Raw genomic sequence first — 26,523 nt, forward strand, 5'->3', positions numbered from 1 at the left:
CGCCACCGCGTGAACCGCTGCAATCAAAGGCCCGGGATTTCCCGGGCCTTTGTTTTTTTTCTTTGCAGGTATCCCGGTTGGTCAATTGAACGCAGCAAGCAGAGCAAAAGCCGCCGGGGTGCGGCTAGATTGCATTGGGCCGGTGGGGGTGGGTTTGCGGGACACGCTGCAAGTACGTCCATGTAAGCTCCGTCGCCGCATCCATGCGGCTCAGGGTCCCGCAAACCCACCCCCACCGGCCCTTGGACAACTCCCGGCACGCACGGAGAAATCAAACCTGCCCTGCGTGCTTTCGCTTTTCTTTGGGTACCGACGCACTTTCGAAGGCGGGGGGGTGTGGGCTTTCGCGGGACCGTTGGGCGCCATGGATGGCGCTCACGAGCCTCCAAGGATGGATTTACGGCGTGTCTCGCGAAATCCCACACCCCCGCCTCGTGGGATCTACGAGCCAAAGGCCGTTGCCCTTCTTCCCCATCACGCTCTTTTCGCTTTGCTTGGTACACTCGCGCGATCCCAATCCACACTGGATTCGCTTTACATGTCCAACCTCCGTCCGCTCGCCATTGCCCTGGGCCTTGGCCTGGCCTCCCTGGTCATCGCACACGATGCGCACGCTGCGCCGAAGAAGAAGGCCGCGCGTGCGCCGGCGGTCAGCGCCCAGTGCAGCGACTTCTATGAAGCCAGCAATGGCGCGTGGCTGAAAGCCAATCCCGTGCCGCAGACCGGCGCCACCACCGCCCTTGGGCAGCTGGCCGAGCGTACCCGCCTGCAGCAGCGCGACCTGCTGGACGCCGCCATGAAAACCCCGCAGGGCACCGTCCAGAAGCTGCTCGGCGACTTCTGGGCCAGCGGCCTGGACGAAGCCGCGGTGGAAGCCGACGGCTCCAACCCGATCGCCCCGCTGCTGACCCGCATCAACGCCATCAAGAAGGCAAAGGACGTCCCCGCCTCGATCGCCGCCCTGCACCAGGTCGGCATCCCGGTGGCGTTCAACTTCGCGCCCGACGTCGACCTCAAGGCGCTCGACCGCCACATCGGCTACTTCATGCAGGGCGGCATGGGCCTGCCGGACCCCGCCTTCTACACCCGCACCGACGCCGACACCGTCGCGCTGATGGCCCGCTACCGCACCTACGTCAAGCAGATCCTGGCCCTCACCGGCACCCCGGCGGCCAAGCTCGACGCCGAAGCGCAGGCCGTCATCGCGCTGGAAACCGAACTGGCGCGCAACGCACAGTCGCTGGCGGGCATCAACAACCCGTTCAACAACTATGCCCCCATCTCCACCAAGGAGCTCACCAGCCGCTACCGCAACCTGCAGCTGGATGCGTTCCTCAAGGTCCAGGGCGTCAATGACGACCTCGTCTCGCTGGCCGACCCCGCGCTGTTCAAGCAGCTGGACGGCATGGTCACCCGCATCAAGCCCGACCAGTGGAAGGCCTACCTGCGCTGGCGCGTGGGCGATGCCATGGCCCCCTACCTGTCCAAGGCCTACCGCGATGCCGAGTTCGAATTCCGCGGCCGCGTGATCCGTGGCGAAACCATCGCCCCGGCGCGTTGGGAACAGACCCTGGATGCGATCAACGTGGCCGCCGGCCCGATGCTCGGCCGCGAATATGCCAGCAAGTACCTGTCCGCCGATGATCGTCGCCAGGCGGCGGTGATCGTCGACAAGATCCGCGAAGTGCAGATCGATGCGGTCAAGCGCAGCACCTGGCTCAGCAACGATGCCAAGACCGAAGCGCAGGCCAAGCTGGCCGCGCTGAAGATCGAAATCGGCACCCCGCTGCGCGACCTCGACTACAGCGTGCAGCCGATGGGCCGTGGCAGCTTCGGCGGCAACATGCTGATCGCCTCCACCTGGCGCCACCGCGAAGAGATGAAGCGCATCGGCAAGGGCAACGCCGACCGCCGCTGGGACGTGCTGCCGCAGCAGCCCGCGCTGGCCTATGACATCGCGCAGAACCGCCTGATCGTCACCGCCGCCGTGCTGCAGGGCCCGGTGTTCAACGCCAAGGCCGATGCCGCCGACAAGTTCGGCAGCTTCGGTGCCCTGGTCGCCCATGAACTGACCCGCGCCGTCGACGCCAAGGGCGCGCTGGTGGATGCCAAGGGCGAACTGCGCAGCTGGTGGACCCCGGCCGACAAGACCGCCTGGACCCTGCTCGGCAGCCGCGTGGCCGCCCAGTACAGCGCGTACGATTTCCCCGGCATCAAGGGTGCCAAGGTCAACGGCGAGCTGACCCGCGAGGAAAACCTGGCCGACGTGGCGGGCCTGGAACTGGCCTGGGAAGCCTACAAGGCGGTGGAACCGTCGGCCAAGCCGGCCGCCCAGCAGGGCTTCTTCCGCGCGTGGGCCGCGCTGTGGGCGCAGCAGCTGTCGCCGAACGAAGCCGCCCAGCGGCTCACCGCCGACGTGCTGGCCCCGGGCCGCTGGCGCACCAACGGTGCCCTGTCCAACCTGCCGGCGTTCGGTGCGACCTTCAGCTGCAAGCCGGGCCAGCCGATGCAGCGCGTGGACAACGACCAGATCAAGGTCTGGCGCTGAGTCCAGCCGCAGGCACGGCAAGGAAAAGGGCGCCTTCGGGCGCCCTTTTTCGTTTTGGACCGACGACCGCCGCTGCCCATGTTGCCCGGCTGCAACAGCCACGCATGGCGTGGCTCTACCTTGGATCCGCCGCCAGGCTGCCGCGGTAGGCCACGATCAACCCGATCCACGGCGCGGCGATCTCCACGTCGAACACGAAACGCCCGTCGCGCTCGGTTTCGAACGTGCGCCCGCCCGGCAGCAGCGCCGTCGGCAGTGGAATACCCAGGCACGACCAGCGCCGCGCCACCAGCCGCAGGCAGTCACCCTCGACCACCAGGGCCAGCGCCACATCGACGATGCCGAAGCGCTCCACCAGCAGGTGCGTGTTCCTGCCCTGCCCGCGACGTTGCCAGGAGGAGAACCGGCGGCCGCCGAAATCGCGGGTCCAGCGTTCGCCGCCGCGTTCGGGGGTGAAGCCCACGCTGACCGGAACCGCGCTGGCCGCCGCTGGAAACCCGATCAGCGCCGCCACCATCCGTGCCAGCACCCCGCGCCCGCGCCGCACCTCGGCGGTGCCCCGCCAGCGCCGTTCGTCCACCCTGGCGTGCAGCGCCTGTACCTGCGCCGGCAACTGCGCGAAGGCACTGCCCAGCACCTGCTGGTACAGGGGCGCGTGCGGGTCCTCGCTGCGGAAGCCGGTGAAGATTGCACGGCCCTCGAACAACCGGTGGTAGTCCGACAACGCCAACGCATGCGTGGCGGGCCGCGCGCCCTCCGCCGGCGTCTCGCCCGCCAGCAGCTTGCGCACCACCGCCTCGATCGCCATCGACGGAATGTACGGGCCGTCCTCGCCCTCGGCGAGCAGGTGCCAGCTTTCCTCCACCGTCTGGCCGCCGCGCGTGCCGGTGGCGTGCACGTACATGCCGCCGCGATGCTCGCCGAACTTCATCCGGTTGAGCACCGTGTAGAACAGCGGTGACAGCGGCGCCAGCGATGGCAGGCCGAATCGGGCGCGCGCCCTGGCCAGCAGGTTGAGCACCCGGTGCAGCACTTTCGGCACCGGGCCGGCGCCCATCCAGATATCGGTCAGGGTCGGGTGCTCCGGTGGAATCACCTGCAGGTCGGGCACGTCCACCAGCGAAAAATGCAGGTTGCGCAGCGGTACCTTGCCCGGCACGGCGATGGTGAAGCGGCGGCTTTCGGCCAGCCCCAGCCCGTGCGAAGGCGCGCCGTTGCGCTGCAGCTTCACCGGTGCACCCGCATACCCCACTACCGCGCGCATCACGTTGAGCCCGATCCCGGCGTACGGCGACGGTGCGATGCCGCCTTCCACCGCCACGATATCCATGCGCCCGGCCATCTCGCGCAGCACCGCGGCGGTCAGCACCGGAAAGCTGCTGACCCCGGACAGCACGAATATTCCGGCGGCCCGGGCCTGCGCGTCGAACCGGGCCACGCCGAACACGAAATCGGCCGCATCGGCAAAGTCCAGATACGGAATGCGCGCGGCAATGCAGGCCTCGATCACGCTGTACGGGTGTTCACCGTAATCCTGGAACGGACCGGAGGCGTCCACCAGCAGGTCCGGCTGTTCGGCGTGCAGCAGCGGCGCGATGTGCTGCCGGTCGGCGCGCAGCGGGCGCAGCACCGGCGCGCCGGTGTAGTGGGCACAGAACGCGGCCGCCGCGGCGAGGTTGCGGCCGCAGATCAGCAGTTCGAGGTCGGGCCGGTCAGCAAGCAGTCGCGCCAGGCGCCCGCCGAAGACGCCATACCCACCCAGGATCAGTATTTTCATACGGGAAACGTCCTTGCTTTTGTTCCGCCCGTGGCCTGGATACGACGAAGGGCACCGTCGGTGCCCTTCGCGTGATGTACCGCCTGCGCGTTCGCCGCTAGCGGACGCTGCGAAGGTGGTTCTTGCGCGGACCGCCGCCCGGCGGGCGCTTGTTGAACGGCGGTTGGCCGCGCCAGTACCGGATCAGCAGCCAGCCAAACAGCATCCCGCCCAGGTGCGCGAAGTGCGCCACGCCCGGCTGCCACCCGGTGGCGCCGAGCATCAGCTCCATGGCGCCGAACACGATCACGAAGGTGCGTGCCTTCATCGGGATCGGCGGGAACAGCAGCATCACCCGCTGGTTCGGGAACAGCATGCCGTACGCCAGCAACAGCCCGAACACGCCGCCGGAGGCACCCAGCACGGTGGCCGGGTCGGCCATCATCATGCCCACCAGCAGCTGGCACAGCCCGGCGCCGACGATGCAGACCAGGTAATAGGTCAGGAAGCGCTTCTCGCCCCAGGTCTGTTCCAGCGGCGCGCCGAACATGAAGAGCGCCAGCATGTTGAAGAACAGATGGCCGAAGCCCCCATGCAGGAAGCCGTAGGTCAGCAGCTGCCAGGGCTGGAAGTTGCCGCCCGGCGAGAACGGATCGAAGCCATCGCGCAGCGGCTGCAGCATGAACGGCTCGAAGGTGCCGTTGCCCAGCAGGAACGGTTGCTGCAGCAGGAACAGCACGATGTTGGCAATCAACAGTGCCTTGGTGACGGTGGGCAATCGCGGAAACATGAGGGCATCCTTTGGAACCGTGCCCATCATAGCCGCAGCGCCCCGCCCTGGCCGCCTCCCGCGTCGTCGCATTCAACCACCGCACACCGTGGCGATGTCAGCCCGGCCCCCACAAAGAGGCGTCCAGGTCGTCACCGGTGCTGCGCGGCATCTGCTTGACCCGCCCGCGCTCGATCGCCACCCCTTCGGCACGCAGCCGCTGGCTCTGCTCGCGCCACCCCTGCGACCCCTCGGGCATGGCGATGCGTCCGTCAGAGCGCAGCACCCGATGCCACGGCAGGTCCGGGTCTTCGTTCATGCCCAGCACGCGCGCGGTGAGCCGCGCCCTGCCCGGCAAGCCGGCCTTGGCCGCCACCTGGCCATAGCCCATCACCTGCCCGCGCGGGATGGCGCGGATCACCGCCAGGATGCGCTCGCGCGCCTGCGCCGCCGCATCGGCCGCCGACACGGCATCGGCCGGTGTCACGCGCGTACGCGGCTGACCAGCAGCACCCCCAGCAGCACCAGGGCGGTTCCCAGGATCTGCCACGGTCCCATGGGTTCGTCGAGCAGCCATAGACTCATCACGATGGTGGATACCGGCCCGAGCATACCCACCTGGGCGGCCAGCGACGAGCCGATCCGCTTCACCGCCAGCATGATCGCCAACACCGGCAGCACCGTGCACAAGGTGGCGTTGATCAACGACAGCCAGTACACCGGCGGCGGAGCCTGTCCCAGCGCGGCCAGCGGGTGCAGCACCGCGAAATGCAGCACGCAGAGCGCGCAGGCCACGCAGCTGGCGTAGGCGGTAAGGCGGATCGCCCCGATCCGCGCCACCACCTGGCCGCTGCCGAACAGGTACAGCGCGTAGCTCAGGGCACTGGCAAACACCAGCGCACTGCCGAGCAGAATGCGCCCTCCCTCCAGCTGCAGGTCATGGCCGAACGCCAGCAGCACGCCCAGATAGCTCAGCCCCAGTGCGACCAGCTGCCAGCGCCCGGGCCGCTTTTTCAGCAGCACCAGGCTGATCAACAGCACCAGGGTGGGATTCAGATACAGGATCAGCCGTTCCAGGGTCACGCTGATGTACTGCAGCCCCTGGAAATCGAGCAGGCTGGACAGGTAGTAGCCGGTGAAGCCCAGCCACAGCACCCGGCCGCGATCACCCCAGGACAGCGCCGTGGCCCGCCGCGCCGACCACACCGCCAGCAGTGCGAACAACGGGAAGGCCATCAGCATGCGCAGCGCCAGCAGCGTGGTGGCATCCACGCCATGCCGGTAGGCCAGTTTGACGATCACCGCCTTGCCTGACGCCGCGATGGCGCCCACCGCAGCCAGCGCGATGCCGCCTGCAGCGATACGGGCGGAGGACGTGGGCAGCGCGGAAACGGTAGACGGCATCGGGACGGCAGACGGCCGCACGGGGCGGCCGGAGGCTGGAAGGGAGAACGAATTGTCGCACGCTGCCCGACGGCGCGGACCGGGTCGGGCCAGACCCCCGGCGTGTCGCGCGGGCCTATCGCATCAGCACGATTTCTTCGGCCGAGGTCGGATGGATCGCCACGGTGTCATCGAACTGGGCCTTGGTCGCGCCCATCTTCACCGCCAGCGCAAAGCCCTGCAGGATCTCGTCGGCGGCTTCGCCGAGCAGGTGCACGCCCACCACGCGTTCCTCTTCGCCCACGCAGACCAGCTTGAACAGGCTGCGCTGGGTGCCGTCGGAGAGCGCTTCCAGCATCGGGCGGAAGTTGCTGCGGTACACGCGCACGTCGCCGTGCTGCTCGCGTGCCTCTTCCTCGCTCAGCCCCACCGCGCCCAGCGCCGGGTGCGAGAACACCACGCTGGCCACGTTGGCGTAATCCATCTTCGCCTGCGGGTTGCCGCCAAACAGGCGGTCCATCAGCTTGCGCGCGGCTGCGATCGCCACCGGCGTCAGCCCGACCTTGCCGGCGATGTCACCCACCGCGTGCACGCTGGGCACGGCCGTGGTCTGCCACTCGTCGACCTCGACCTCGCCCTTGTCGCCCACCACGATCCCCAGCGCTTCCAGCCCCAGGCCAGCGCTGTTGCCGCGGCGGCCGGTGGCGAAGAACAGCTGGTCGAACACCGCCTCGTGCGGGCCATCGTGGCCGTAGGCGACCACCGCCTCGCCCTCACGGCGCAGTTCGCGCAGGCGATAGTTGAACTGCACCTGCACGCCCTGGTGACGCAGGTTCTCGGCCAGCTGCGCGGTGAGTTCGGCGTCGAAGCGTTCCAGCAGCCGGGCGCCGCGCACCAGCAGCGTGACCTTGCTGCCCAGCGCCTGCAGCAGCCCGGCCAATTCCACGGCGATGTAGCCGCCGCCGACAATGGCCACCCGCTGGGGCGCATCGCACAGGTTGAAGAAATCGTCCGATACCGCGCCCAGTTCCGCACCGGGAATGTCCGGCCGTTGCGGATGCGCGCCGGTGGCAATCAGGATGTGCGTGGCACTGATGCGCACCCCATCGCTGCATTCAACCGTATGCGCATCCACCAGCCGGCCCTTGCGCGGCACCCGCACCACGTTGTTCTCGTTCAGGCGCTTGAGGTAGCTGGCATGGATGTTGGCGATGTAGGCCTGGCGATGCACCACCAGTTCCTTCCAGTCCAACGCCGGCCGCACCGGCACGTCGAAGCCCATCGCCGCGGCCATGCCGATTTTTGCCGACAGGTCGGCCGCCAGCCACATCGCCTTCTTCGGCACGCAGCCCACGTTGACGCAGGTGCCGCCCAGTTCGCCCGGCTCCAGCATCGCCACGCGCTGCCCGTGTTGGGCAGCGCGGAACGCCGCCGCCAGGCCGCCGGAGCCGCCGCCCAGCACGATCAGGTCATAGTCGTAGTGATTGCTCATGGATAGTGCTCGACTCGGTAAGGTGCGCCACACGGTGCAACGCTGTTGCCGCCACCGCGCATGCCGGCCGTGAGCATGCCATGTCCGGCTGCGATCCAGCCGTGAGGACGGCGCTCAACCTGGGGTGGGCGCGCGTCGCAACGGCGGCCAGTGCAGGTAGGTCATCGCACGCCACACCCATTCCAGCGGGCCGAAGCGGAAGTAGCGCAGCCACACCGTGCTGGCCACCACCTGCAGCGCGAACAGCGCCATCGCGAACGGCACCTGGCCAGCGCGCGGCATCTGTTCGAAGGCGCCCAGGCCATACCCGTAGAACACCCACGTGCAGACCAGCGACTGCGCGATGTACTGGGTCAGCGCCGTTCGCCCCACCGGTGCCAACCATGCCAGGCGCGCGCGTGCCTGCACGATCCAGGCCAGGTAGCCCAGGCACATCAGCAGCGACGCCACCGAATTCAGCGCGAACGCCGCGCCGCTGGCGGCGGTGAAGGTGCCCGGCGCCAGGTACGGCTGCCAGAGCGCGCTGGCCACCATCATGACCAGCCCAGTGGGCAGTGCCACCCAGCGCAGCCGCCAGAACAGCCGGGCGAACGCGTCCGGCGTGGCCAGCGCGCCGCTGCGGGCGAACCAGCTGCCGATCAGGAACATGCCCAGCACTTCCGGCCCCACCACGATGATCGCGCTGAGCTGGGCGAAGAAGTCACGCAGGCGCTGCGCCACCGCCTGCAGGTAGGTGCCGTGGCCGTACGCCTGGCGCTGCATGTCGATGGTCTGCCCGGCCTGGGCAACGGCGTCAGCCACCTGCGTGCCGGACGGTTCCAGGTGCGCCGACAGGCCCATCAACAGGCCCAGCAGCAGCATCAGCGCGGCCGCGCACAGATACGTCAGCACCCCCATCGCGGGCAGCCAGCGCGTGGGCGCTTCGCGACAGGCCAGCAAGGGCACCGACACCAGCGCATACACCACCAGGATGTCGCCGGACCAGACCAGCAGCGCATGGCACAGGCCGATCAGCAGCAGGGCCGCGCTGCGTCGCAGGTAGAAGGGGGTGAACGCGCGCCGCGCTGCGTCGGCGCGCTGAGCCATGATCGCAAAGCCGGCGCCGAACAACAGCGAGAACAGGGTGAAGAACTTGCCTTGCACCAGCATGTAGATGGCCGCGTCCGCGGCGTAGTCCAGACCGTGCCAGTGCGGGTCGATGCCGGTGAAGGCCAGGTCCAGCGGACCGCTGAAGGCCTCCAGGTTCATCAACAGGATGCCGAACAGGGCGAAGCCGCGCAGGATGTCCAGCACCGCGATGCGGTCGCCGGCGGCAACCGGCTGCAGAAGGGGGGAAGCAGCGTTCACAGGCACTCCGTCCGGCAAGGCGGTCATTATGCGGCGGCGTGGGCGCCCACGAACGCAGCGTGCGGGGCGCACAACGGCAACGGCCCGCCGAAGCGGGCCGTTGGATCAGGCGGGTTGGCCAGCACTCAGTGCTGGTGGCCACCGTCGCCGTGCACGTGGCCGTGCTCGAGTTCTTCGGCCGCCGCTTCACGCACATCGACGATCTCGACCGAGAAGTGCAGGTCCTTGCCGGCCATCGGGTGGTTCAGGTCGACGTCGACCACGCTCATGCCCACCTTTTCAACGGTGACCGCGCGCGGGCCGAAGTTGGTCTGCAGCACGACCTGCTGGCCCGGGACCAGCTTGCTGGTGCCGAAATGCTTCTTCGGCACGCGCTGGGTCAGGCCCTCGCGACGTTCGCCGTAGGCATCGGCCGCCTTGACGTCCACCTCGAAGGTGGCGCCGGCTTCCTTGTCCATCATGGCGTTTTCCAGGCCCGGGATGATGTTGCCGTGGCCGATCAGGATCGCCAGCGGATCACGGTCCTTGGAGCTCTCGATCGGCTCCTGGCCCTGTTCGGCAACGGTGTAGTGGAAACGGACGACGCGGTCTTTTTCGATCTTCATGCGCAACTCTGGCTGGTCGCTGCCGATGGCAGACGGGTGGGGCGGGTTGTTCCCCGCCGGATACGCCGCCATCATGACGGCCTTCTGAGGCCGCGCATTATCCGGACAACCTGCACATGACGCCAGTTCCGCGCACGACCCGACTGGCCCTGCTGGCCCTCACCGCCCTGTTGAGCGCCTGCGGCGGCGGCAAGACCACCCGTCCCGCCGCCCCGCCCGCGTCCACCCAGGTCTGGCCCAGCATGGTTCCCAACGACCCGCAGGCAGCCAACGCGGTGCTGATGCGCGCCATCGGCCTGGTCGGCACGCCCTACCGGTACGGCGGCAACACCCCGGAGTCGGGCTTCGACTGCAGCGGCCTGGTGACCTACGTGTACCGCGAGATGGTCGACCTCAAGCTGCCCCGCACCTCGCGCGATCTGGCCGCCGTACAGGGCCCGAAGATCGAACCCAAGCGCCTGGCGCCGGGCGATCTGGTGTTCTTTGGCAGCCGCGGCAACGTGTCACACGTCGGCATTTACGTCGGCGAAGGACGCTTCGTGCACGCCCCGAGCACCGGCGGCACGGTCCGGCTGGACTCGCTCGGCGGCGCGTACTGGAAGGACCATTACACAGGCGCAAAACGCGTTCTGCACTAAGCTGAACAGGGGTAAGGGTCAAATTTGTGATGCGCATCACGTGCTTGTAAACGGAAAATTAACGAAATTTGTACCTAATCACTGCGCTTACACGGCATCATCACCCATCGTTTTTATTAAGTGACCGCCGCGTGACGACAGCCGACCTGCCAAGCCAAGGCCAGACCGCCGCCCCCCAGCGCTGCACCCGCTCCGTTTTTCTCGCCGTCGCGCTCTGCCTGGCCAGCCTTCCGGCCTGGGCCCAGTCCGCACCGGCCACTGCTGTAGATGCCGCTTCGGCCGGCGCCAGCACCTCCGAATCCTCCGCGATGGCAAAGCCCAAGGCTGATGCCCCCGCCCGCAGCAAGGCCGACGCCGCTGCCAGCGCCACCCTCGCCGCCCTCCTTCCCCATCTGGCCGCGAACGACACCATTCCCCTGATGGACCGCTCGGCGATGTTCGCCGGCGACCTGAGCCGCCTGCTGGCCAACTACGACGCCAGCAGTGGCGCCAACGGCCCCGTGGTCGGCGGCGCGGCCGACAACGGCAAGGTGCAGTCGCTGCTGCGCCGCGCGATGACCCTGCTGGGCACCCCGTACCGCTGGGGCGGCACCTCGCCGGACAGCGGTTTCGATTGCAGCGGCCTGGTGGGCTACGTTTTCCGCACCGCCCTGGGCATCGAGCTGCCGCGCGTCTCGCGCGAAATGGCCCACGACGGCGAAGCCGAGTTGATCAACGACCGCAACGCGCTGGCTGCCGGCGACCTGGTGTTCTTCGGCCGCAAGGGCCGGGTTGACCACGTGGGCATCTACGTCGGTGAAGGCCGCTTCCTGCACGCCCCCAGCACCGGCAAGGACGTCCGCGTGGACAGCCTGATGACCGGCTACTGGAGCGCCAAGTTCATGCAGGCCCGCCGCGTCGACCTCTAAGTTGCCGCCGCCCGCCTGTTGAGAAAAAACCGCTGCCCTGCAGCGGTTTTTTTTGGTTCCTCTCCCGGTCGTGGCGGTGCGCTTGGCTCTTTCCATGGCCACCGGCCAAGTGTCGAGGGCCGGGGTGGGTGGGATCACGGGACCCTGAGCGCCATGGATGGCGCGACGGAGCTTACAGGGACGTACTTGCAGCGTGTCCCGTGGTCCCACCCACCCCGGCCCAGCCTGGGTGCCCACACAGCGCCAAGCTTCCGCTCTTCCCTCTATTGAGAAACGCCCCCTTCTTTGGCCGCTGCCCCCCCCAACCCGCGTTGTCCCTCTTGTCGAACACGCAACAGCCAGCAAACCAAGTGCCTGCCCGCCTCGTCGGCCCAGGCCGCGGACCCGGACGTGGGGCGGCACGTCCAAGGCCACCGGACCAGCATCAGATTCCGCCCATGATCCTCGTCTACAAGGTGACGCATGGCGGCAGTCCCTGATTTTCCGGCCCGGTGTGTAATCTGGTTTGGGTCCCCGCAGGCGGCCGAACGGGCCGCACTGGCAGCCGCAGGCTGGCAGGTGCGCGGCGTGGCCACCGACGACTGCGTGGCCATCGGCATGCGCGGCAATGACCAGGTGGTTGGCCTCCTCGACCTGCGCAGCGCGTTGCCGGCCAACCTGGCCCGGCTGCAGGCCCTGCTCGACGAACACCGGCACATGACCGTGCTGGCCATCCTGCCCGCCGGCGCACCGCCGCCCTCGCCCGCCCTGCAGGCACTGCTGGCCGTCTGCGTGGAGACCTTCGCCGCGCCGCTGGACCTGGGCCGCATCGTCCAGCGCCTGCAGCAACTGGCCGGCGACGCCGCACAGCCCGCCACCCACGGACCGCAGCAGCTGATCGGCGAAAGCGCCGTGCTGCAGGTCGCGCGCAGCGCCATCCGCAAGTTTGCCCCGGTCGACCTGCCGGTACTCATCACCGGCGAAACCGGCACCGGCAAGGAACTGGCCGCCCAGGCCCTGCACGCATTGTCGCCGCGCCATGCCCGACCATTCCTGGCCGTCAACTGTGGCGCCATCCCCGCCGCGCTGGTCCAGTCCGAACTGTTCGGACACGAGCGCGGCGCCTTCACCGGCGCTGCCAACCGCCGGCTGGGCCTGTTCGAGACCGCCAGCGGCGGCACCGTGTTCCTCGATGAAATCGGCGACCTGCCGCTGGATGCGCAGACCAACCTCCTGCGCGTACTGCAGGAAGGCACCGTCGAACGCGTTGGCAGCAACAAGCCGCTGGCGGTGGATGTACGCGTGCTGGCCGCCACCCACGTGGATCTGGAACAGGCGGTGGAACGCGGCCAGTTCCGCCGCGACCTGTTCTACCGCTTGAATGTCCTGCGCCTGCCGCTACCGCCATTGCGCGACCGCGGCAGCGACATCCTGCTGCTGGCCCAGCACTTCCTGGCCAGCTTCCGCGACCGCCACGTCACCCGCGCGCGCGGCTTCAGTGCCGATGCCAGGCGCGCCCTGGAACGCTTCCACTGGCCAGGCAACGTGCGCGAGCTGCTCAACCGCATCCAGCGCGCGGCGATCATCACCGACGCCGAACTGATCAGTGCCGCCGACCTGGAGCTGGCCCCGGCGCAGCTGGACATGCCGCAGCGGCTGCTGCATGACGCACGCCGGTCGGCCGAACGCGACGCGCTGCTGCACGCGCTGCGCCAGAACGAATTCAACATCACCGCCTGCGCCCGCGACATGCAGGTCTCACGGGTAACGGTCTACCGACTCTGCCGCAAACACCAGCTGGCCCTCCCCGAGTTGCGCTGAGGACGACGCGCCGCCGAAGCATGCCCTGCTCCCGAATATCCTCAGCAGCACTCCGCACATCTATCCGCCGAAAAGCCCCCTTTTTGTTAAAGGGGGCGCGCCAACGGCGCGGGGTTTAGGTGGAATGCACACCGTACATGCTGTGAGCGGCACCGCTCACAGCATGTACGGCACTTTGAAGGCCAGGGTGAAGTCCGGCGCGTCCGGGGTCAGGCCGATGCCCAGCAGGCTCACCAGAGTGGTGTTACGGTTGAGCGCGTAGGTGATGCCCAGGTTGAGCGTGCCAGCGTTGGCGTCGCTGCCGATCACCTTGAACCACTGCCCATCGCGGTAGCGCGTGGACGCACGGCTGCTCAGCTTGTCGCTGAAGGAAATGCTCAGGCTGGTGCGCTCGTTGAATGCGAACGCCACGCCCGCGCCGAAGTAGTACGACCCGCCCAGCTTCACCTCGCCCGGGTTGACCGTATCCGGGTTGGCGTCCAGGTCGTCGAAGCTGCGCGGGAAGGAATGGATGTAACCGATGTTGGCGAACAGGATCGCCGGATCGGCGGTCTTCACTGCCGACAGGCCCACGTTGGCCTGCCACACGCCGTTGCCGGTGGGCTGCTGTTCGGGCACGGCGAAACGGATGAAGTCATCGTCGTCGCGCTCCAGCACCTTCCAGTCCAAGCCATAAGGCGCCCGGCCGGTAGGTGCGGTCGCACCTACGGTGAGCACCGTTTCCGGCCAGCGACCATGCTCGGCAAACAACCGGTAGTTCGCGCTCAGGCCGACATCGCCGATACCGTTGCCGGTGGTTTCTTCCTGGGCGATCGCCGCGGCCGAGCCGCCGGCACCGCCCTTCTGGAACACGGTCTTGCGGGCCAGGTAAGGCACGTCCAGGTTCAGGGTCAGGCGGGGGCTGACGCCCCAGCGCGCGGCCAGGTTGTAGGTCATCGTGTCCGATTCGACGTTCTCGATGGCGATGTTGCCCAGGAAGATCGCGTCCAGCGCCAGGAAGCCGTTGAGCGTCACCTGTTTGCGGTCATAGCGTGAATAGGTGAGGCTGTTTTCCACAGTGAAGCGTCGACTGAACAACGCCGCCTGCTGCTGTTTGACGTCATCCACGCTGCGCCGCGAGGCCTGCTTGGCCTGCTGCGCCTCCTCGGCGCTGCTGGCGTAGCCTTCCGCACTGGCGGGGGCGGCCGGGGTACCGGCGGGCAGCGGTGGTGGTGGGGCTGCACCGGCAGCGGGCGCGGTCTTGCCCGTCAGCCGGGCCTGCATCGCCTGTACCTGCATGTCCAGTTCGCGCAACCGGCGCACTTCCTGCGCGTAGTTGGCCTTGAGGGTTTCCAGCTGCGCGATCAGCGCCTTGACGTCGGCCTCATCGGCCGGTGCGGTCTGCGCCTGCGCGCCAACCGCAGCCATCAGTGCCAGCGCCGCCAGCGCCAGCGGTGTTACTCGTGTCGAGGTGTGCATTGCCTTGGCCCACGTTGTGTTGTCACTCCCCCTGCCCGGCCATGGGAACTACTGGCCGGGACCCATGCCGACACCCCGCACCAGCGTCATCGCCTGGGCCACGTTCTGGCTGAGCGGGACGTTGCTGGCGAGGGATTGCCGGACAAGATCGATCTGCATGCGATTGCTCACGGTCTGTCCGTCGCTGCCCAGGGCGATGCTCTGCCCGACACTGCCGCTGCGGATCCACTGCTGTACCGCGCCGACACCTTCGATCTGCAGCTGCACCTTGGCGTTGTTGCCGTCCAGCTGCGCCACCGCGCTGACCCCGCCCTGCTGCACGCTGGCCAGCTGCTGGCCCTGCGCTGCCGGCGCGGGCGCATCGCCCTCGCGCACGTTGAGGTGGGTGGTATTGCCGGCCACGTTGCCGTCACCGGCAACCTGGATGCTCTGGGTCAACCCGGCCACGTTCTGCAGGCCGCTGGCGTCGATGCTGCGGCCGGTGGACACCGGCAGCGGCGCATCGGCGGCGGTGACCGTGACCGACGGGGTGAAGCTCACTTTCGGCGTCCCCCCGGCCCGGAAATCCATGCCCAGGGTGAGCGCGCTGGTGGCCGCCTGGGTGCCGCTGGTCCATTGGCTGATCATGGTGACCCCGAACCACGCCACGCTGCTGCCATTGACCGTGTAGCGGCCACGCATCAGGTTCAGCTCGGGATCGGGAATTTCACTGAGGCCCTTGCCGGGCCGTCCTTCATCGGCATGTGCCGGCAGGGCCCCCAGCAGGGCCAAGAGCAGTACGCCGTGCGTCCAGCGTGCGATATTCATGGTGCCTCCTAGAACAGATCGGCATGGGTGAAGCCGAAATCCACCAACTCCGCGTCGGTGATCGGCCCCTGCCGGGCATACAGCGAGCGCGCACTGGGCCGCTCGCCGGGCTGCAGCAGCACCGTGTTGCGATCGAAGTCAGTCCCGATCACGATGAACACGGCGCGCGACGGCCACGCCTGCAGAAATTCGCTGACGGGAATGCTGCGGTTGCCCAGGATCGGGTCGGCCACGTCCACCACGTCGTCGCGGACCTGCTTGAGGACCACGAAATGGCGGAAGCCCCGCACATCCATCAACACCAGACCGGGCACGCGCAGTGAGCGCAGGCGCTCTTCGTTGACGCGGTAGCCGCGTCCGCGCATGCCCATCGATTCAACGTAACGTTTGATGTCCAGCAGCGAGAAGCCCCGCTGGTGGACCAGTTGCGGGTCCGAGACCCCCATCATGCCTTCGATCACCGTTCCTTCGTCCGCCTCCAGGTGGTAGGCGTACCGCAGGATCGTGGCCAGGGCCGCCGCGCCGCAGCTGTAATCGGTGTGTTGCCGCACCACGTTGCGGAAGCGCCGTTCCTGCATGCTTTCCACACGCTGGGTCAGCACCGCACCGTTGGGCAGCACGCCGCTGAAACCGACATCGCCGGCGCGCGCGGCGCCGAACGGCAGCATCAGCAGCAACAACGACCCGTACAGCGCGTGCTTGAACATTGGCGTGGCTCCGGATAAGGAAGGAGCCCCTGCCCCAAAGGGGGAGAATGGGACAGGGGCCCCCGGGGGCCCGGCCATTGGCGGATGGCCGGGTTTGTTGCGCTCAACGCGTACTGCTTGCGAAAGCGGACAGACTTACTCGCCGGTGCCGCCACCGCCGCCGGTGGCCGGCTGCGCAACGGCCAGGGCCAGGCTGTTGGCCTGCAGGTTGCCCGAGCCGGAGGCGACGTTCACGCCGATATTGCCGGTGGCGCCGCGGAACGCATCACCGGACAGTGACGCGTTGTTCTCGGCATTGACGTTCACCCAACGGGTGGTACGCACGGTGCCGCTGAGGCTGGCATACAGATCCGCTGCGCCGACTTCGATGAAGCCCAACCGGCCTTCTTCGTCGGTGTCGAAGGCGATGCCACCCACGCCGTCCGTATACGGGTTGGCGGTGGCGTTCTGGATCTCGCTGTCCATGTCGAGATGGCCGGTGCTGTTGCCGCCCGGATGCGGCAGTTCACCGCTCCACGAATCCAGGTAGTAGTTGTCCTTCTGGTAGGCGTTGCCACGACCTTCGTAGACACCGCCACCGATGGCCAACGTACCGCCGGCGACGCGACCACGCATGGTCACTTCGGTGGTGTCGGACATGGCGCGCGTGTAGCCTTCGTTGCTCACGCTGTTGCCGGTGGAGACCTGGTTGGAGCTGATGCTCGACTGCGCCATGCGTGCGGTGGACACCGAGGCGGCGAGCGCGTTCTTCTGCTCGTTGTTGTTGCCCGCTGCGCTGTTCACGCCGATGTTGCCGCTGGCGTCGCGGAAGGCGTTTCCGCTGAGGCTGGAGTTGTTGACCACGCCTTCGTTCATCGTGGTGTTGCCCGCGCCATACTGGTTCACGAACACTTCCGCATCGGACATGCCGAAGGTGAAGGAGGCATCGGCCGCCGACAGCGACGCGGCGTTGTCCTGGGCGTTGTTGTCACCGGCGGCGACGTTGAAGCCGAGGTTGCCGGAGGCATCCTGGCCGACGTTTTCGCTGATGGACGCGTTGTTGTCGAGCAGCGTGTTGGACGCTTCGTTGTTGGTGATCGACTGGCGGTTGTCGATGACGGCGATGGCCGCCGAGTTCACTTCCAGCTCGCCGGTGATTTCCGGATCACCCGAGAAGTTGATGTCCGAGCTCAGGCGCATGTCCTTTTCCAGGTTCACGTCGACACCGTGGTTGTTCTTTTCCTTGCGCTCGTCGGCCTGGATGTTGCTGTTCTCGTTCACCGTCACGGTGCGGTTGCGGGTGACGTCGCTGTTGACGGTGCTGTTGCTGGTGGAATTGCTGTTGGTGGTGGTGTTGCGGGTCCGGTTCCAGGTACGCGAGTCGGTGAGCGTATTGGTTTCGGTGTTGGTATCGGTGTTGGTGTTGGTGCGCGTTTCGACCACGTTGTGGAGGTGGTTGATGTTCGCGTTCTGGTTCTGGTTGTCGCGGTCGTTGCCCCAACCGTTGGCGCCGGCGGAAGCAGACGCGGCGGCGATGGCCAGCGCAAGTACGGTCCGTTTCATGTTGGTGTTCATGGTGCCCTCTCTCTCATCACAGACAATCGGGTGGATGTGACTACTCACGGGGTGGACTGCACCGAGATGCTCAGTTGATTGGCGGTGGCGTTGCCGGATCCCGCGATCTGATTGAGTTGCAGGACGCCGTCGAAGCCCTGCAGCGCGGTGGCTTCCACCGCCACGCTGCGGGTTCCGGCCGGCCGGCCGCGAGTAGCGGCCGCCTGCCCCCCTGCTGACACGAGCGCCCCCGATGAGGCCAGGGCCTCGTCGTTCGACTCGCGTATGCCCTGTTGCGCCAGCGTGGCAGTGACGACGTTGATGGTCGCGTTGCCGGTTCCACTGGCCTGGTTGATCATGGCGACGCCGCGGGCGCCGCTGAGTGCCTGTCCGCCGATGCTGGCGCTGGCGTCCATCGGGCCGTCGCCGAGCACCTGGTTGGCGCTGTATTGCTGGCGGGCGTTGATGGCAATGTGTGCGTTGGAGCCGTTGGCGATGCCGAGCAGGTTGGCCTGCTGGTTGAGGTCGCCGGCGGTCATGTTGACGGTGATGGCACCGTCGGCGCCGGACAGCGCGCGGCCGTCGATGCGGCTGGTGTTGAGGTAGGAGAGCATGGCGGCATAGTCATCGGCCTGCTGCGCGTGGAGCGGCAGCGGTGATGCGATGACGGTGGCCAGCAACAGGGTGCGATGCAGGCGGTTCATTTGCCGGGCCCGCCCGCAGGTTGGCCCAGCGGGAACTGCGCGAGCGCGCCGCGCACCTGGTCGCCGATGCCCCGGGTGGCACCGGTGACGGCGCCCATGGGGCCGCCGATGGCGTTGCTGAGCTGGCCGCCGGAGAGCACGCCGCTGTCGGTCACTTTGCCCAAGGTGGAGGTGACGTTGGTGCCGGTGACGCGTTCGATGGTGGTCTGGGTGTGGGTGACGGCGGCACCGGTGTTGGAGCCCAGCGAGGCATAGTCGTCGTCGCTGAGTTCGTCCATGCCGGTGGAGGTGCCCAGGGCCTGGTTTACTTCGCGCTTGGGCGAGGGGTCGGCGATGAGGGCCATGCCGGGAGGCGCGGGCCGGTACGCGGGCCGGGCGGAGACATCGCGCAGGAGGACGATTTCACCGGGCTGCGCCTTGACGCCCTGGCGTGCGCCGGAGGCCTGGGCGGCCATCGGCAGGGCCAGCGCGGTGGCCAGCAGCCAGAGTGCGGCGGTGGTGGTGCGGTGTGCGGCAACGCTGTCCATGGCGCCCTCCTCGAAACGTGCGGAGGGGTAACGCAGCAATCGTGCCAACTCCGCGCGCCAGCAAATACGGGCCTTCGCCGCCACTACGGGTGTAACAGCGCAACAGCGTTGTTACAGATTCGTTGGAGATAACATCTGCTGAACAAGCGCATCACACGACCGACAAGCCCGCCGCTGCGCGGTTCTTCGTGGGTGTATCAGGTGTGTTACACCGGCTGATACACCGTTTACAGCGCGTAGTCAGGTTGGTCACACGCGTTTTGTTTTACCGCAGTGCGCGTGCTGTCTCTACAGTTGCGTGGTTGCAAGCGGTGCGGCGAAAAGCGTCGTTTGCCCTGTGCCCCCAACCTGGGATGGGGTGGGTGGGTTCACGGGACACGCCGCAAGTACGTCCGTGTAGGCTCCGTCGGCGCATCCATGCGCCTCAGGGTCCCGTGAACCCACCCACCCCATCCCTCGACAGTTTGCTGGTGGCCTTGGGCAAGCCAACAAGCAACAGCGGCGTTCCCCTGACTCCATTGCCAGATCCAAGCCTCGGCTAGCAAGCGGACTGCAGACTGCAGTGCGCGTGCATTTGCGGGTGCACTGCGCTCATGCTCTTCTCTGCACACCCACGCAGTGTGGATGGGTCGGCATGGGTGGGTAGCCGGGACCCTGAGCGCCATGGATGGCGCGACGGAGCCTACACGGGTGAGGACGCATTGCTTGCGAGGCATTGCCTCGCATGCGTCCGAACGCACAGCCGCCAGCGGCTGGGCCGGGCCGCGGAGCGGGACTTGCGGCGTGTCCCGGATACCCACCCATGCCGACCCACCCCAGCAGCACCCGGACACCGGCTTTGAGCTGTTGAAGTTGAATTTGCTTTCAGCTTCTAAAAAAAAACAGGCCCGCTTTCGCGGGCCCATACTCATCGCCATCGAACGCGACACTCAGGACGATCGTTTTTCCAGCTCGTCCACGCCCAGATTGGTGGAGGGGTTGTCGTACACCGCCTTGTCCAGCAACCCGGTCTCCTTGGCCACCAGCACCGGCACCAGCATCTGCCCGGTCACATTGGTCATCGTCCGCATCATGTCCAGGATCCGGTCGATCGCGTACAGATACCCGATCGTCTCCAACGGCAGGTTCGCCGCACTCAGCACCACCGTCGCCATCACCACCGCCGTGCCCGGCACGCCCGCTGTCCCGAAACTGCCCAGCACCGACGCGATCAACACCACGATGTACTGTTCCGGCGTCAACGGAACCCCCGTGTACTGCGCGATGAACACCGCGCACAACGCCGGATAGATCGCGCCGCAGCCGTCCATCTTGATGCTCGCGCCCAACGGCACCGCGAACGACGCGTAATCCTTGTTCACGCCCAGATTGTGCGTGATCGACCGCATCGCCGCCGGCATCGCCGCAAAGCTCGACGAACTCACGAACGCCACCTGCATCCCCGGCGCCGCCCCGCGGAAGAACTTCAGCGGATTCAACCCGTGCGACAACAACAGCCCCCCGTACACCACCACAATGTGGAACGCGCAGGCCACGTACAGCGCCAGCACGAAGTTGCCCAGCGGCAGCAGCTTCTCGAACCCGTAACTGCCCACCAGCCCCGCAATCAGCCCGAAGGTTCCCAGCGGCGTCATCTCCAGCACGAAGCGCGTCACCTGAATCATGATGTCGCTCATCTGCCCGGTCAGCTTGCGCGCCTCGGCCACCTTGTCGCCCAGCTTAACCATCGCAAAGCCCAGCAGCCCCGCGAAGAAGATCACCGGCAGGATCGACCCGCGCCCCGCCGCCAGCACCGTCTCGCCGGCCGCGTTCACCCGCGTGCCAATCCCCGTCAGCGCGTAGAACACATTCGACGGCACCACGTCCATCAGCACCTTCACCACGCTGGGCACTTCGCGCGGCGTATAGCCGTGGTCCATGCTCAGGCTCAGGTTGCCCGTGCCCGGCTGCAGGATCGTACCCACCGCCAGCCCCACGCAGACCGCCAGCGCCGCGGTGATGATGAACCACAGGAACGTGCGCCCGCCCAGGGCCGCCACCGACTTCTGCCCGTGCAGCGAGGAGATCGCATTGATCACCGCGAAAAACACCAGCGGCACCGCGATCATCTTGATCAGCGTCACGTACAGATCGCCCAACGGACCGAACCATACCTCGGCCGCCGGGCCCAGCAACCACCCGGCCAGCGCACCCAGCACGAAGCCGCCCAGCACGCGTTGCCAGAACGGAATCCGCAACCACGCAGAAACCAGCTTCATGAGCTTTCCAGAGAGAATTCGACAGCTAGGCACCTTAGCCCAACCGCGCCTGCGGAACGAGGCGCACACGGAAAATCAGCGTGTCATCGGCGTGCCTTGCGCCGTTCTGCATAATGAACGCCCGATTCACCTGTGAGATATGCCTGTCCATGTCCCGTTCCACGTCCCTGGTGGCGGCCATCGCCACCACCCTGCTGCTGGGCGCCTGCGCCACCAGCACCCCCGCCGCCACGGCCCCCGGCGCGGTTGCCGTCGATGTTCCCGCCGTCGCCCACCCGGCCGGTGAAACCCCCCAGTGGTGGTACCGCAGCGGGGCCGCCCGTGCCGCCGGCAGCGGCGCCATGGACGGCAAGGCCAAGAATGTCATCCTGTTCCTGGGTGACGGAATGAGCCTCACCACGGTCGCCGCCGCGCGGATCTTCGAAGGCCAGCGCAACGGCAACCCGGGTGAAGAGAACCTGCTGTCCTGGGAGCGCTTCCCGGCCACCGCGTTCAGCAAGACCTACAACACCGACTCGCAGACCCCCGATTCGGCCGGCACGATGACCGCCATCACCACCGGCGTGAAGACCCACATGGGCGCCATCGGCGTCAGTGCCGGCACCCGCAACGACTGCGCCGACAGCCTCAACAAGGGCCTGCTGACCTGGCTGCAGCTGGCCGACAGCGCGCACATGGCCACCGGCATCGTCTCCACCGCGCGCCTGACCCACGCCACCCCGGCGGCCACCTACGCGCACTCCCCCGAGCGCAACTGGGAAAATGACACCGACGTGCCCGAGGGCGCCAAGGCCGCCGGCTGCACCGACATCGCCCAGCAGCTGCTGTCCACCGCGCGCTATGGCCGTGGCCCGCTGGTCGCCCTGGGCGGCGGCCGCGGTGAATTCACCACCGTGGAAGAGCGCGATCCCGAGTACGACGACAAGGTCGGCCAGCGCCTGGACGGGCGCAGCCTGGTCACCGAATGGCAGCAGGCCCACCCGCAGGGCGCGTATGTCTGGAACGCCAAGCAGCTGCAGGCCGCACGCAATGCCCCGGCACTGCTGGGCCTGTTCGAGCCGGACCACATGCGTTATGAGATCGAGCGCAAGGACGACCCGTCCGGCGAACCCAGCCTGGCCGAGCTGACCAAGGCCGCCATCAACACCCTCTCCCGGCACAAGGAAGGCTACGTGCTGATGGTCGAGGGCGCCCGCATCGACCATGCCAACCACAGCGGCAACGCGTACCGCGCCCTCAGCGACACCGTGGCCCTGTCCGACGCCGTGCGCGCGGCCGTCGAGGCGACCTCCGACCAGGACACCCTGATCATCGTCACCGCCGACCATTCGCACACCCTGAACTTCGTCGGCTACCCGGCCCGCGGCAACCCGATCCTGGGCAAGGTCAAGGACAAGGGCGGCGAAGACGGCGTGGGCGGCCTGGACGTGGCCCGCGACGGCCTCGGCCTGCCCTATACCACGCTCAGCTATGCCAACGGCCCCGGCTACACCGGCGCCACCAACCAGCAGCCGGCCGGCCCCAAGGTGTACCCGCACAACCCGAGCAGCTTCGACCCGGCCGCCGGCCGCCCGGACCTGAGCCACGTGGACACCGAGCACCCCGATCACATGCAGGAAGCGCTGGTACCGACCAAGAGCGAAACCCATGGCGGCGAAGACGTCGGCATCTGGGCACGCGGCCCGGGCAGCAAGGCCATCCGCGGCACCATGGAACAGAACACGATCTACCACATGATCGTGCAGGCCACCCCGCGCCTGCGCCAGCGCCTGTGCGAGGCCGGTACCTGCGACGCCAAGGGCGTGCCGGTGGACCTGCCCACGCCGAAGGCGTTCGAGCGCAAGGCCGACGCCAACTGATGCCGGCCCGGCTCTCCGCCGCCCGCCGCAGGGGCCGCCACGTGCGGTTCCTGCTGTTGATGGCCGGACTGGCCAGCACCGGCCATGCGCTGGCCCAGGGCCCGGCTTGCCGGGTCCTCACCGAGGAACACGGGCTGTGGCCGCTGCCCGGCTGCGAGGTGGTCGACGGCGCGCCGCGGATCGCCGCGGACGTCCTGCCCGACCTTCCCTACGATGCCGACGGACTGGCGGCGGTGTACGCCGCCGACAGCTTTCATTACGTCACCCGTGCCGGCCGCACCCAGGCCGTGCTGACCTGGGACAGCGGGCCGGACTACGTCGAAGAGGGGCTGCTGCGGGGCCGCGTCGGCCCACGCGTCGGCTACTTCACCCCCGCGCTTGAACAGGCCTTCCCGGCCACGTTCGACTTTGCCTGGCCCTTCGCCGATGGCATTGCCCAGGTCTGCGAGGGGTGCCGCCCCGGCACGCCTGACGGCGAGGGCCACACGCCGGTGGAAGGCGGCCACTGGTTCCACATCAATCGCCAGGGCATCCGCGTGCCCGAGCCACCCACGCCCTGATCCCCATGCGTGGCGAGCCTGGCCCGCAGCGTCGATACTGCCTCCCTGCCTGAGCCTGCCTGAACCGATGTCGTCGCCATTACCCAACCTGTCTGCTGCGCCCCGCCCGGTCCTGGTGGGCTTCAGTGGTGGACTCGATTCCACCGTGCTGCTGCATTGGCTGGCGCAGTCGGCCGCGCAGCGCGATGCCGGCGTGCGGGCGGTGCACGTCCACCATGGCCTGCAACCGGCCGCCGACGCGTGGGCGCAGCACTGCCAGGCGATCTGTACGGCCTGGAAGATCGAACTGCAGGTGATCGGCGTCGACGTGGCCCGCGACAGCGGCCACGGCCTGGAAGCGGCCGCGCGCCATGCCCGCCGCGATGCCTTCGCCACCGCCCTGCGCCCGGGTGAACAGCTGGCCCTGGCCCATCACCGCGATGACCAGGCCGAAACGTTCCTGCTGCGCGCCCTGCGCGGGTCCGGCGTGGATGGGCTGGCCGCGATCCGCAGCGAGGCGCCGTTTGCCACCGGTACGGTGTGGCGACCGCTGCTGCAGGTACCGCGCGCGGCGCTGCTGGCCTACGCGCAGTCGCAGGCACTGCAGTGGGTGGACGATCCCAGCAATGCCAGCGACGAGGCCGACCGTAATTTCCTGCGCCTGCACGTGCTGCCGCTGCTGCAGCAACGCTGGCCGCAGGCCGATGCCGCCTTCGCGCGCAGCGCCGCACTCTGCGCGCAGGCGCAGCAGTTGCTGGACGTGTCCGACCAGGACGCCCTGCGCCGCTGCAGCCTGGCCCCGGGCGTGCTGGATGGCACGCGCCTGCTGCGGCTGCCGCGCGAACGCCGCGCCCGCCTGCTGCGCCAGTGGGTGCGCAACTGCGGGCTGCCGCCGCTGCCGGCCGCTGGCGTGGACGCCATCGAGCGCGACCTGCTGCCGGCCGCGCACGACGCCGACGCCCAGTTCGCCTGGCAGGGCGCGCGGATCCGCCGTTGGCGCAGCGAACTGCACCTGCTGTCGGCCACGCTGGCGTTGCCACCGCACTGGAGCGTGCACTGGGATGGCCGTGCGCCCTTGGCGTTGCCTGACGGCGGCCAACTGGAGCTGGTGGGCGCCAGCCAGCTGGCCACGCCGCTGCAGGTGAGCGCGCGCCGCGGCGGTGAGCGTATCCAGCTGCCCGGGCGCACCCATTCGCACGCGCTCAAGGACCTGCTGCAGCAACGGGGGCTGCCGCCGTGGCAGCGGCGCCAGCTTCCGCTGTTGTTCGACGGGGAGGTGCTGATGGCTGCCGGCGACCGGGTCATCGCCGCACCGCTGCAGCATTGGCTGGATGAACACCACGCACAGCTGCGCTGGACGCCGGGCGCGGCCTGAATTGACCCCGCTGGGTTGGCGCATCACACTTGCGCCATGCCCAAGAAGTCCCCCAACGAAACCTCCCCGGTCGTCCACTTCGAGCAGTCGCTGGAAGAGCTGGAACAGCTGGTGGAGAAGATGGAAGCCGGCGATCTGAGCCTGGAACAATCGCTCAGCGCCTACGAGCGCGGCGTCGGCCTGTACCGCCAGTGCCAGCAGGCGCTGGAACAGGCCGAACTGCGCGTGCGTCTGCTCAGCGACCCGGCCCGCCCCGAGACCGCCGAACGCTTCGACCCGCCCGGCCATGATGGTTGAGGCCACGTTCGCGCGTTGGCGCGACCGCATCGAAAGCCAGCTCGACGCCAGCCTGCCTGCACCCGAACACGCACCGCAGCGCCTGCACCAGGCAATGCGCTACGCGGTGCTGGGCGGTGGCAAGCGCATGCGTCCCCTGCTGGTGTACGCCAGCGGCCAGGTGTTCGGCGCCGACGAACATGCACTGGATGCACCGGCGATGGCGGTGGAGCTGATCCACGCCTATTCGCTGGTGCACGACGACCTGCCGGCGATGGACGACGACGCGCTGCGTCGCGGCCGTCCCACCACCCATATCGCGTTCGACGAAGCCACCGCGATTCTCGCCGGTGATGCGCTGCAGACGCGCGCGTTCGGTCTGCTGGCTGATGCGGCGCTGCCTGCGCTGTTGCGCGTGCACTGTCTGCAGGCACTGACCCACGCTTCCGGTGCTGCCGGCATGTGCGGTGGCCAGGCGCTGGACATCGATGCCACCGGTCATGCGCAGCCGCTGGCATCGCTGCAGCGCATGCATGCACTGAAGACCGGGGCGCTGATCCGCGCAGCCGTGCGCATGGGTGCGCTGTGCGGCGATGCGCCGCAGAGCGACCTGCTGCAGCTGGATGATTTCGCCAGTGCGCTGGGCCTGGCGTTCCAGGTGCGCGATGACATCCTCGACGTCGAGGCCAGTTCCGAGCAGTTGGGCAAGACCGCGGGCAAGGACGAGGCCCAGGCCAAGTCGACCTTCCCCGCCCTGCTCGGCATGGACGGGGCCAAAGCCGAACTGGCCGCACTCAGCCAACGCATGCACGACAGCCTGGCCGGCTACGACGAACGCGCCGATGCCTTGCGTGCGCTGGGACGGTTGGCGGTCGAACGCGATCACTGACGCGCCTGGCGCCGTTGGGGCGGGGTGCGGTGTCTTCGCTCAGCCGTTGCGCGCGCGCTCGGGGCCGCTTGACGGTCGGCAGGCCCTTGCGCAAATGTCCCCCGGCCGACGCCTGCGCGTCGCCCTCCTCCTTTATTTTGCCAAGGACCTGCCGGCCGCCAAACGGCTCGGCGTGTGGCGGGTGAACAGCGGCGTCCACGTACGGCGAGGCTGTGCTGGACGCAGGCATTACTGCAAAACAGCGCCCCCCCACGGTGGCGACGTACCCCATATGCGCATCGTCTGCAGAGAGCTCTCTGCAGCACCAGCAGGCGTCGAAGCCCACACTCACATCCCGCAAGTGCA

Annotated in this window: 23 protein-coding genes; 9 read left to right on the plus strand and 14 right to left on the minus strand. The window is 68.0% G+C overall.

What is annotated here, in order from left to right:
* The first annotated feature begins 538 nt into the window (after positions 1-538).
* Positions 539-2,548 carry a M13 family metallopeptidase gene (locus GQ674_RS13265; protein WP_159497451.1) on the plus strand — a complete coding sequence of 670 codons (2,010 nt, stop codon included), beginning with the start codon at positions 539-541 and terminating at the stop codon, positions 2,546-2,548.
* A gap of 115 nt (positions 2,549-2,663) precedes the next feature.
* On the opposite strand, the gene GQ674_RS13270 is transcribed toward GQ674_RS13265, so the two are convergent.
* The 7 genes from GQ674_RS13270 to GQ674_RS13300 all read right to left on the minus strand — a co-directional run bounded on the left by GQ674_RS13270 (position 2,664) and on the right by GQ674_RS13300 (position 9,900).
* Complete coding sequence (locus GQ674_RS13270; RefSeq protein ID WP_159497452.1) at positions 2,664-4,325, minus strand: SDR family oxidoreductase; 1,662 nt, start codon at positions 4,323-4,325, stop codon at positions 2,664-2,666.
* 97 nt (positions 4,326-4,422) lie between these two features.
* Positions 4,423-5,094, minus strand: a complete 672-nt coding sequence (locus GQ674_RS13275) for a rhomboid family intramembrane serine protease (RefSeq protein ID WP_038687159.1) — start codon at positions 5,092-5,094, stop codon at positions 4,423-4,425.
* Positions 5,095-5,191: 97 nt separating this feature from the next.
* Positions 5,192-5,560: an MGMT family protein gene (locus GQ674_RS13280; protein ID WP_236546082.1), complete on the minus strand. Its 369-nt coding sequence runs from the start codon at positions 5,558-5,560 to the stop codon at positions 5,192-5,194.
* Positions 5,557-6,477, minus strand: a complete 921-nt coding sequence (locus GQ674_RS13285) for a DMT family transporter (protein ID WP_159497453.1) — start codon at positions 6,475-6,477, stop codon at positions 5,557-5,559. The genes GQ674_RS13280 and GQ674_RS13285 overlap by 4 nt, the downstream gene beginning before the upstream one ends.
* 115 nt (positions 6,478-6,592) lie before the next feature.
* Entirely contained in the window at positions 6,593-7,948 is a 1,356-nt protein-coding gene (gene gorA, locus GQ674_RS13290; RefSeq protein WP_159497454.1) for a glutathione-disulfide reductase, read from the minus strand.
* A 114-nt stretch (positions 7,949-8,062) separates the two neighbouring features.
* The gene (locus GQ674_RS13295) at positions 8,063-9,322 is read right to left on the minus strand and encodes a DUF418 domain-containing protein (protein ID WP_159497455.1); all 1,260 of its coding nucleotides are present in this window, start codon (positions 9,320-9,322) and stop codon (positions 8,063-8,065) included.
* Between the two features lie 98 nt (positions 9,323-9,420).
* Positions 9,421-9,900: a peptidylprolyl isomerase gene (locus GQ674_RS13300; protein WP_128096127.1), complete on the minus strand. Its 480-nt coding sequence runs from the start codon at positions 9,898-9,900 to the stop codon at positions 9,421-9,423.
* A 116-nt stretch (positions 9,901-10,016) separates the two neighbouring features.
* Here GQ674_RS13300 and GQ674_RS13305 point away from each other — a divergent pair, with 116 nt between their 5' ends.
* From GQ674_RS13305 to GQ674_RS13315, 3 genes are all read left to right on the plus strand, one after another.
* Positions 10,017-10,538 carry a C40 family peptidase gene (locus tag GQ674_RS13305; protein ID WP_159497456.1) on the plus strand — a complete coding sequence of 174 codons (522 nt, stop codon included), beginning with the start codon at positions 10,017-10,019 and terminating at the stop codon, positions 10,536-10,538.
* A 146-nt stretch (positions 10,539-10,684) separates the two neighbouring features.
* Positions 10,685-11,446, plus strand: coding sequence for a C40 family peptidase (locus GQ674_RS13310; protein ID WP_236546308.1), 762 nt, complete (start codon positions 10,685-10,687; stop codon positions 11,444-11,446).
* A gap of 462 nt (positions 11,447-11,908) precedes the next feature.
* Positions 11,909-13,246 (plus strand): sigma 54-interacting transcriptional regulator, encoded by a 1,338-nt coding sequence (locus GQ674_RS13315; RefSeq protein WP_159497458.1) that lies wholly within the window; start codon positions 11,909-11,911, stop codon positions 13,244-13,246.
* 156 nt (positions 13,247-13,402) lie between these two features.
* Here GQ674_RS13315 and GQ674_RS13320 read toward each other — a convergent pair whose 3' ends face one another.
* The 7 genes from GQ674_RS13320 to GQ674_RS13350 form a co-directional block, all read right to left on the minus strand.
* Positions 13,403-14,704: a hypothetical protein gene (locus GQ674_RS13320; protein ID WP_159497459.1), complete on the minus strand. Its 1,302-nt coding sequence runs from the start codon at positions 14,702-14,704 to the stop codon at positions 13,403-13,405.
* Between the two features lie 48 nt (positions 14,705-14,752).
* Positions 14,753-15,511 carry a hypothetical protein gene (locus GQ674_RS13325; protein WP_159497460.1) on the minus strand — a complete coding sequence of 253 codons (759 nt, stop codon included), beginning with the start codon at positions 15,509-15,511 and terminating at the stop codon, positions 14,753-14,755.
* Positions 15,512-15,519: 8 nt separating this feature from the next.
* Positions 15,520-16,218, minus strand: a complete 699-nt coding sequence (locus GQ674_RS13330) for a C39 family peptidase (protein ID WP_128097251.1) — start codon at positions 16,216-16,218, stop codon at positions 15,520-15,522.
* 135 nt (positions 16,219-16,353) lie between these two features.
* Complete coding sequence (locus GQ674_RS13335; RefSeq protein WP_159497461.1) at positions 16,354-17,772, minus strand: adhesin; 1,419 nt, start codon at positions 17,770-17,772, stop codon at positions 16,354-16,356.
* A 44-nt stretch (positions 17,773-17,816) separates the two neighbouring features.
* Positions 17,817-18,455 carry a hypothetical protein gene (locus GQ674_RS13340; protein ID WP_159497462.1) on the minus strand — a complete coding sequence of 213 codons (639 nt, stop codon included), beginning with the start codon at positions 18,453-18,455 and terminating at the stop codon, positions 17,817-17,819.
* A complete protein-coding gene (locus GQ674_RS13345; protein WP_159497463.1) occupies positions 18,452-18,982 on the minus strand; it encodes a hypothetical protein in 531 nt (176 codons plus the stop codon). Before GQ674_RS13345 ends, GQ674_RS13340 begins: the two co-directional genes overlap by 4 nt.
* A gap of 929 nt (positions 18,983-19,911) precedes the next feature.
* Entirely contained in the window at positions 19,912-21,240 is a 1,329-nt protein-coding gene (locus GQ674_RS13350; protein WP_159497464.1) for a dicarboxylate/amino acid:cation symporter, read from the minus strand.
* A gap of 149 nt (positions 21,241-21,389) precedes the next feature.
* On the opposite strand from GQ674_RS13350, the gene GQ674_RS13355 reads away from it, so the two are divergent.
* The 5 genes from GQ674_RS13355 to GQ674_RS13375 all read left to right on the plus strand — a co-directional run bounded on the left by GQ674_RS13355 (position 21,390) and on the right by GQ674_RS13375 (position 26,178).
* Complete coding sequence (locus GQ674_RS13355; protein WP_159497465.1) at positions 21,390-23,099, plus strand: alkaline phosphatase; 1,710 nt, start codon at positions 21,390-21,392, stop codon at positions 23,097-23,099.
* Entirely contained in the window at positions 23,099-23,659 is a 561-nt protein-coding gene (locus GQ674_RS13360; RefSeq protein WP_159497466.1) for a WG repeat-containing protein, read from the plus strand. Before GQ674_RS13355 ends, GQ674_RS13360 begins: the two co-directional genes overlap by 1 nt.
* Positions 23,660-23,726: 67 nt before the next feature.
* Complete coding sequence (gene tilS, locus GQ674_RS13365; RefSeq protein ID WP_159497467.1) at positions 23,727-25,013, plus strand: tRNA lysidine(34) synthetase TilS; 1,287 nt, start codon at positions 23,727-23,729, stop codon at positions 25,011-25,013.
* 36 nt (positions 25,014-25,049) lie between these two features.
* Positions 25,050-25,310 carry an exodeoxyribonuclease VII small subunit gene (locus GQ674_RS13370; protein ID WP_128096457.1) on the plus strand — a complete coding sequence of 87 codons (261 nt, stop codon included), beginning with the start codon at positions 25,050-25,052 and terminating at the stop codon, positions 25,308-25,310.
* The gene (locus tag GQ674_RS13375; RefSeq protein ID WP_159497468.1) at positions 25,300-26,178 is read left to right on the plus strand and encodes a farnesyl diphosphate synthase; all 879 of its coding nucleotides are present in this window, start codon (positions 25,300-25,302) and stop codon (positions 26,176-26,178) included. Before GQ674_RS13370 ends, GQ674_RS13375 begins: the two co-directional genes overlap by 11 nt.
* The last annotated feature ends 345 nt before the right edge of the window (positions 26,179-26,523 follow it).

The sequence above is a fragment of the Stenotrophomonas sp. 364 genome (assembly GCF_009832905.1).
Lineage (GTDB): Bacteria > Pseudomonadota > Gammaproteobacteria > Xanthomonadales > Xanthomonadaceae > Stenotrophomonas > Stenotrophomonas maltophilia_AP.

What these genes read in the sequence shown, in the direction of transcription:
- GQ674_RS13265 (WP_159497451.1), top strand. Translation starts at nt 539, where the DNA reads ATGTCCAACCTCCGTCCGCTCGCCATTGCCCTGGGCCTTGGCCTGGCC.
- GQ674_RS13270 (WP_159497452.1), bottom strand. Translation starts at nt 4,325, where the DNA reads ATGAAAATACTGATCCTGGGTGGGTATGGCGTCTTCGGCGGGCGCCTG.
- GQ674_RS13275 (WP_038687159.1), bottom strand. Translation starts at nt 5,094, where the DNA reads ATGTTTCCGCGATTGCCCACCGTCACCAAGGCACTGTTGATTGCCAAC.
- GQ674_RS13285 (WP_159497453.1), bottom strand. Translation starts at nt 6,477, where the DNA reads ATGCCGTCTACCGTTTCCGCGCTGCCCACGTCCTCCGCCCGTATCGCT.
- gorA (WP_159497454.1), bottom strand. Translation starts at nt 7,948, where the DNA reads ATGAGCAATCACTACGACTATGACCTGATCGTGCTGGGCGGCGGCTCC.
- GQ674_RS13295 (WP_159497455.1), bottom strand. Translation starts at nt 9,322, where the DNA reads ATGACCGCCTTGCCGGACGGAGTGCCTGTGAACGCTGCTTCCCCCCTT.
- GQ674_RS13300 (WP_128096127.1), bottom strand. Translation starts at nt 9,900, where the DNA reads ATGAAGATCGAAAAAGACCGCGTCGTCCGTTTCCACTACACCGTTGCC.
- GQ674_RS13305 (WP_159497456.1), top strand. Translation starts at nt 10,017, where the DNA reads ATGACGCCAGTTCCGCGCACGACCCGACTGGCCCTGCTGGCCCTCACC.
- GQ674_RS13315 (WP_159497458.1), top strand. Translation starts at nt 11,909, where the DNA reads ATGGCGGCAGTCCCTGATTTTCCGGCCCGGTGTGTAATCTGGTTTGGG.
- GQ674_RS13320 (WP_159497459.1), bottom strand. Translation starts at nt 14,704, where the DNA reads ATGCACACCTCGACACGAGTAACACCGCTGGCGCTGGCGGCGCTGGCA.
- GQ674_RS13325 (WP_159497460.1), bottom strand. Translation starts at nt 15,511, where the DNA reads ATGAATATCGCACGCTGGACGCACGGCGTACTGCTCTTGGCCCTGCTG.
- GQ674_RS13330 (WP_128097251.1), bottom strand. Translation starts at nt 16,218, where the DNA reads ATGTTCAAGCACGCGCTGTACGGGTCGTTGTTGCTGCTGATGCTGCCG.
- GQ674_RS13335 (WP_159497461.1), bottom strand. Translation starts at nt 17,772, where the DNA reads ATGAACACCAACATGAAACGGACCGTACTTGCGCTGGCCATCGCCGCC.
- GQ674_RS13340 (WP_159497462.1), bottom strand. Translation starts at nt 18,455, where the DNA reads ATGAACCGCCTGCATCGCACCCTGTTGCTGGCCACCGTCATCGCATCA.
- GQ674_RS13345 (WP_159497463.1), bottom strand. Translation starts at nt 18,982, where the DNA reads ATGGACAGCGTTGCCGCACACCGCACCACCACCGCCGCACTCTGGCTG.
- GQ674_RS13350 (WP_159497464.1), bottom strand. Translation starts at nt 21,240, where the DNA reads ATGAAGCTGGTTTCTGCGTGGTTGCGGATTCCGTTCTGGCAACGCGTG.
- GQ674_RS13355 (WP_159497465.1), top strand. Translation starts at nt 21,390, where the DNA reads ATGTCCCGTTCCACGTCCCTGGTGGCGGCCATCGCCACCACCCTGCTG.
- GQ674_RS13360 (WP_159497466.1), top strand. Translation starts at nt 23,099, where the DNA reads ATGCCGGCCCGGCTCTCCGCCGCCCGCCGCAGGGGCCGCCACGTGCGG.
- tilS (WP_159497467.1), top strand. Translation starts at nt 23,727, where the DNA reads ATGTCGTCGCCATTACCCAACCTGTCTGCTGCGCCCCGCCCGGTCCTG.
- GQ674_RS13370 (WP_128096457.1), top strand. Translation starts at nt 25,050, where the DNA reads ATGCCCAAGAAGTCCCCCAACGAAACCTCCCCGGTCGTCCACTTCGAG.
- GQ674_RS13375 (WP_159497468.1), top strand. Translation starts at nt 25,300, where the DNA reads ATGATGGTTGAGGCCACGTTCGCGCGTTGGCGCGACCGCATCGAAAGC.